The organism is Streptomyces sp. YS-3, from assembly GCF_045257485.1.
Taxonomy (GTDB): Bacteria; Actinomycetota; Actinomycetes; order Streptomycetales; family Streptomycetaceae; genus Streptomyces.
This window is the reverse complement of sequence record NZ_JBJHPC010000544.1, coordinates 1-4834: the sequence shown is the minus strand read 5'-3', so window position 1 is coordinate 4834 and position 4834 is coordinate 1. Positions and strand designations below refer to the sequence as shown.

At 72.5% G+C, this 4834-nt stretch carries 6 protein-coding genes and 1 tRNA gene; 2 read left to right on the top strand and 5 right to left on the bottom strand.

Going from position 1 to position 4834, the window contains the following annotated elements; genetic code table 11:
- Nucleotides 1-275 precede the first annotated feature (275 nt).
- Nucleotides 276-349: transfer RNA gene (locus ACJA3G_RS30265), tRNA-Pro, on the bottom strand.
- A 105-nt stretch (nt 350-454) separates the two neighbouring features.
- Here ACJA3G_RS30265 and ACJA3G_RS30260 point away from each other — a divergent pair.
- Nucleotides 455-931, top strand: coding sequence for a DUF309 domain-containing protein (locus ACJA3G_RS30260; protein ID WP_406556231.1), 477 nt, complete (start codon nt 455-457; stop codon nt 929-931).
- Nucleotides 932-957: 26 nt separating this feature from the next.
- On the opposite strand, the gene ACJA3G_RS30255 is transcribed toward ACJA3G_RS30260, so the two are convergent.
- From ACJA3G_RS30255 to ACJA3G_RS30245, 3 genes are read right to left on the bottom strand one after another with little or no spacing between them, the layout of a single operon-like run.
- Nucleotides 958-1587: a lactate utilization protein C gene (locus ACJA3G_RS30255; RefSeq protein WP_406556230.1), complete on the bottom strand. Its 630-nt coding sequence runs from the start codon at nt 1585-1587 to the stop codon at nt 958-960.
- Nucleotides 1584-3002 carry a LutB/LldF family L-lactate oxidation iron-sulfur protein gene (locus tag ACJA3G_RS30250; protein ID WP_406556229.1) on the bottom strand — a complete coding sequence of 473 codons (1419 nt, stop codon included), beginning with the start codon at nt 3000-3002 and terminating at the stop codon, nt 1584-1586. Before ACJA3G_RS30250 ends, ACJA3G_RS30255 begins: the two co-directional genes overlap by 4 nt.
- On the bottom strand, nt 2999-3754 hold the full coding sequence (locus ACJA3G_RS30245; RefSeq protein ID WP_406556228.1) for a (Fe-S)-binding protein: 756 nt from the start codon (nt 3752-3754) through the stop codon (nt 2999-3001). Before ACJA3G_RS30245 ends, ACJA3G_RS30250 begins: the two co-directional genes overlap by 4 nt.
- Before the next feature lie 81 nt (nt 3755-3835).
- Here ACJA3G_RS30245 and cobF point away from each other — a divergent pair, with 81 nt between their 5' ends.
- The gene (gene cobF / locus ACJA3G_RS30240; RefSeq protein WP_406556227.1) at nt 3836-4591 is read left to right on the top strand and encodes a precorrin-6A synthase (deacetylating); all 756 of its coding nucleotides are present in this window, start codon (nt 3836-3838) and stop codon (nt 4589-4591) included.
- Here cobF and ACJA3G_RS30235 read toward each other — a convergent pair.
- The coding region (locus ACJA3G_RS30235; protein ID WP_406556226.1) for a precorrin-6A/cobalt-precorrin-6A reductase at nt 4560-4834 on the bottom strand (275 nt) is incomplete at its 5' end. The genes cobF and ACJA3G_RS30235 overlap by 32 nt on opposite strands.

The window sequence follows — 4834 nt, the reverse complement described above, 5'->3', positions numbered from 1 at the left end:
CCCAGACCCTGGGCGCCCCCTGACCCCTCCCCCGGCTGCGGAAAACGGCCACGCATTCCGGATGAGCCGGCGGAACTCCCGGCGATACGTTGTGACCACCGTGCCCGGGACCCGGCACGGCGTCGGCACCATGGTCGTCGGCAACGCGGGCTGTTCCTGGGCCAGGTCAGCTCCCCCCGCTGAGCCGGGGGCAGCCCGCGGTCGACCGGTCCCGAAAAAACACCGAGGCCGTATCGGAAGTTTCCGATACGGCCTCTGACTCGCGTCCACGCAAGTCGGGACGACAGGATTTGAACCTGCGACCCCTTGACCCCCAGTCAAGTGCGCTACCAAGCTGCGCCACGTCCCGGTGCCCGTCTGACCTGGGGTTTCCCCTGGCCGGTCGTGCATGAGAACCATACCTCACTCAGGGCGGTGTTCCGGTACGGGGAGCGACGGAGGGGACAATGGGCGTATGGAGACTTCTTCGCGCCGGGACCGGGACGCCGAGGGGCGGGCGCGCAACGCGCGGCCCAGGGACGGACTGGGGCGGCCCCTGCCGTACGGCTCACCCGGAGTGGAGCGGCTGGCGGAGGGGGTGGTGCGCACGCCGGACGAGACCGTGCGGGAGGCGCAGCGGCTGCTCGACGCGGGGATGCCGTTCCACGCGCACGAGGTGTTCGAGGACGCCTGGAAGTCGGGGCCGGAGAGCGAGCGCGAGTTGTGGCGGGGGCTCGCCCAGCTCGCCGTGGGGCTCACGCACGCCGCGCGCGGCAACGCCAAGGGCGGCGCCGCGCTGCTCGCGCGGGGCGCGGACTCGCTGGGGCGGTATACGGGGACACCGCTGTACGGGATCGATCCGGCCGGGCTCATGGCGTGGGCCCGGGCGCTCGCGGACCGGCTGCCCGGGCCGGTGGACGCGGCGGCCGAGGCGCCCCGGCTCATCCGCTGACGGCGGCCCCTGGGAGCCCGGCTGCCTCAGGCGCCGACCAGTACCACTTCCAGCGTGCGCGGGCCGTGTACGCCCTCCACCCGGTCCAGCTCGATGTCGCTCGTCGCGGACGGTCCCGAGATCCAGGTCAGCGGGCGGGTCGGGGTGAGCCGCGCCAGGGCCTGCGGAACGGACGCCACCACCTGGTCGGGCACGCGGACGACGCAGATGTGGTGGTCCGGGACGAGCGTGATCCGGCGCCGGCCCTGGTCCGGGCCGCCGTCCAGGACGAGGGTGCCGGTCTCGGCGACGGCGAGGGCGCAGCCGGTCACCACGCTGTCCACCGCGTCGAGTTCGGCCGGGGTGGACGCGGCCCGGTCCGGCACCTGTWCGGCGTCGGCGGCGCTCAGCCAGCGCGGGGGCAGCCCGGGCGGCGCCAGGACCGTCGCCGCGCCGCGTCCGGCGAGCAGCCGGGCCAGCAGCGCCGGCAGGTTCTCGGTGTCCGTGCGGTGGACGAGCGCCCGGTAGTCGGCCAGGTTCTCGTGCAGCAGGTCGACGAGGGCGCCGGGGTCGTCCGGGGTGTGGCTGGTGAGGTAGTCGCGGGCGGGCTCCGGTGCCTCGCGGGCGTCGGCCACGGCCGTGCGGACGCGGGCCAGGATGCGGTCGCGGGAGTTCATCGGTCCCTCTTCTTCCACCAGTCGCGGAACGGTTCCGGCGGCAGTTGGGGCAGGGCGCGGCCGGCCGTCCACGCTCCGGCGCCGGGCGGGTTGGCCGGGTGCATCCGCCGGGTCCGGGTCGCCGCCCGCTCGGCCGCCGCCAGCACCGCCGGCCGGTCCATCGCCCAACTCGCCGCCTTCATCGCCGCCTTCTCCAGCCGGTGGCCCCGGCCGCCCCGGTCCGCGACGCGCTCGCGCAGATGCACCAGCACCTCGGGGATGTCGATGGCGACCGGGCACACCTCGTAGCACGCCCCGCAGAGGGAGGAGGCGTACGGCAGCGAGGCGTCGATCTCGCTCGCGGTGCCGCGCAGTTGGGGGCTGAGGATGGCGCCGATGGGGCCGGGGTAGACCGAGCCGTAGGCATGGCCGCCGGCCCGTTCGTACACCGGGCAGACGTTGAGGCAGGCGGAGCAGCGGATGCAGCGCAGCGCCTGGCGGCCCACCTCGTCGGCGAGGGTGTCGGTGCGGCCGTTGTCCAGCAGGACGAGGTGGAAGGCGGAGGGGCCGTCGCCGTCGGTGGTGCCCGTCCACATGGTGGTGTACGGGTTCATCCGCTCGGCCGTGGAGGAGCGCGGCAGTGTCTGGAGGAAGACCTCCAGGTCCTGCCAGGTGGGGATCACCTTCTCGATGCCGACGACGGAGATCAGCGTCTCGGGCAGGGTGAGGCACATCCGGCCGTTGCCCTCGGACTCCAGGACGACGAGGGTGCCGGTCTCGGCCACCATGAAGTTCGCGCCGGAGATCCCGACCTTGGCGCGCAGGAACTTCTCCCGCAGATGCAGCCTGGCCGCCTCGGCCAGCTCGGCGGGGCTGTCGCCCAGGCCGTCCGGGGCGGGGCGGCCCCAATTCCCCATCTCCTCCCGGAAGATGTCGCGGATCTCGCCCCGGTTGCGGTGGATGGCGGGGACGAGGATGTGGGACGGCCGGTCGTGGCCGAGCTGCACGATCAGCTCGGCGAGGTCGGTCTCGTACGCGGAGATGCCCTCGGCGGCCAGCGCCTCGTTGAGGCCGATCTCCTGCGTGGCCATCGACTTGACCTTGACGACCTCGTGCTCGCCGGTGGCCTTGACCAGGTCCGCGACGATGCGGTTGGCCTCGTCGGCGTCGGCCGCCCAGTGGACGGTGCCTCCCGCGCGTACGACCGACTCCTCCAGCATCACCAGATACCGGTCGAGATGGCGCAGGGTGTGGTCCTTGATCTGCTTGCCCGCCTCGCGCAGCTCCGGCCAGTCGGCGAGCTCGGCGACGGCGGTGGCGCGTTTGTCGCGGATGGTGTGGGTGGCGTGGCGGAGGTTGGCGCGCAGGGTGGCGTCCTGGACCGCGCCCCTGGCCGCCTCCGGGAAGGCGGGCATACCGACGAAGGTGCCGCTCATACGTGGGGCTCCGCTTCCGTACTGGCCAGGATCTCGGCGAGGTGCACGGCCCGCAGGGGGTCGCCCCGGCGGCGCAGGATGCCGTCCAGATGCATCAGACAGGAGCTGTCGGCGCCGCAGAGCACCTCGGCACCGGTGGTGAGCGCGCTGTCCGCCTTGTCGGTACCCATGGCCGTCGAGACGTCCGGGTTCTTCAGGGCGAAGGTGCCGCCGAAGCCGCAGCACTCCTCGGCGCCGGGCAGTTCCCGCAGTTCCAGCCCTTTGACGGCCTCCAGGAGCCGCCGTGGCCGGTCACCGAGCCCCAGCATGCGCAGACCATGACAAGAGGGGTGATAGGTGACGGTGTACGGGAAGTACGCGCCGACATCCGTGACACCGAGGACGTCGACCAGGAACTCGGACAGCTCGTACACCCTCGGGACCAGCGACTCGGCGATGGCGCCGAGCTCGGTGCCCCGGCCCTCGGCGGCGGCCCTGCGGGCGAGGCGCGGGTAGTTGTCGCGGATCATGGCCGCGCAGGAGCCGGAGGGCGTGACCACATGGTCGTATCCCTCGAACACGGCCCCCATCCGGCGCACCAGCGGCTCGGTCTCACGGCGGTAGCCGGTATTGAACTGGGCCTGCCCGCAGCACGTCTGGCCGGGCGGGAAGTCGACCTCCACGCCCAGGCGTTCGAGAAGTCTCACCGTCGCGATGCCCGTGGCCGGGTACACCGCGTCATTGACGCAGGTGACGAAGAGTGCGACACGCATGGTCGGAGGATAGGCCGTGCCCCGTCGTCCCGGTAGGCCTCGCCGTTCGCGTCGTGGAAGGGATGCGGCAGACTCGGAGCCGTGAGAAAGATCTATGTGATCGGCATCGGGGCGGGCGACCCCGACCATCTGACGCTCCAGGCCGTCAAGGCGCTGAACAAGGCGGATGCCTTCTTCATCCTGGAGAAGGGCGAGGAGAAGTCCGATCTGACCGGGCTGCGCAGGGACATCCTCGACGCACATGTCACCGGGCGCCCCTACCGGCTGGTCGAGGCGCGCGACCCCGAGCGCGACCGCAAGACATCGGACTACTCGCCCGCCGTCGACGACTGGCGCCGCCGCCGGGCCGACCTCTACGAGCGGTTCATCGTGGACGATCTCGCCGAGGACGAGTGCGGGGCGTTCCTGGTGTGGGGCGATCCGGCGCTGTACGACTCCACGCTCGGCATCCTGGAGGAGATCCTGGAGCGGGGCACGGTGGAGTTCGACCACGAGGTGGTGCCGGGCATCAGCAGCGTCTCGGCGCTCCTGGCCAAGCACCGTACGGGGCTGAACCGGGTGGCCCGGCCGGTGCAGATCACCACCGGGCGGCGGCTCGCGGAGGGCTGGCCCGAGGGGGTGGACGACGTGGTGGTGATGCTGGACGCGCGCCAGGCCTTCACCCGCCACCTCGACCAGGACCTGTACATCTACTGGGGCGCCTACGTCGGCACGCCGGACGAGATCCTGGTGCGGGGCCGCCTGTCGGAGGTCTCCGACCGGATCGAGGAGCTGCGGGCGCGGGCGCGCGAGCGCAAGGGCTGGATCATGGACACGTATCTGCTGCGGCGCGACTGAGCAGCGCGAGGACGCTCGGCACGTCCGGGGCGGTGGTCACCCCGGCGGGCGGCTCGGGCCGTCGCACCACGACGACCGGCAGCCCGAGTTCGCGGGCGGCGGTGAGTTTGGCGGCGGTGGCGGGGCCGCCGCTGTCCTTGGTGACGAGCACGTCGATGCGGTGCTCCCGCAGGAGCCGCCGCTCCCCGTCGAGGGTGAACGGGCCCCGGTCGAGGATGACTTGGCAGTGGCGGGGGGTTGGGG

Bases quoted from the DNA above. Each gene is read 5' to 3' on its own strand.
- ACJA3G_RS30245 (WP_406556228.1), bottom strand. From the start codon at position 3,754: ATGCGTGTCGCACTCTTCGTCACCTGCGTCAATGACGCGGTGTACCCG.
- ACJA3G_RS30260 (WP_406556231.1), top strand. From the start codon at position 455: ATGGAGACTTCTTCGCGCCGGGACCGGGACGCCGAGGGGCGGGCGCGC.
- ACJA3G_RS30250 (WP_406556229.1), bottom strand. From the start codon at position 3,002: ATGAGCGGCACCTTCGTCGGTATGCCCGCCTTCCCGGAGGCGGCCAGG.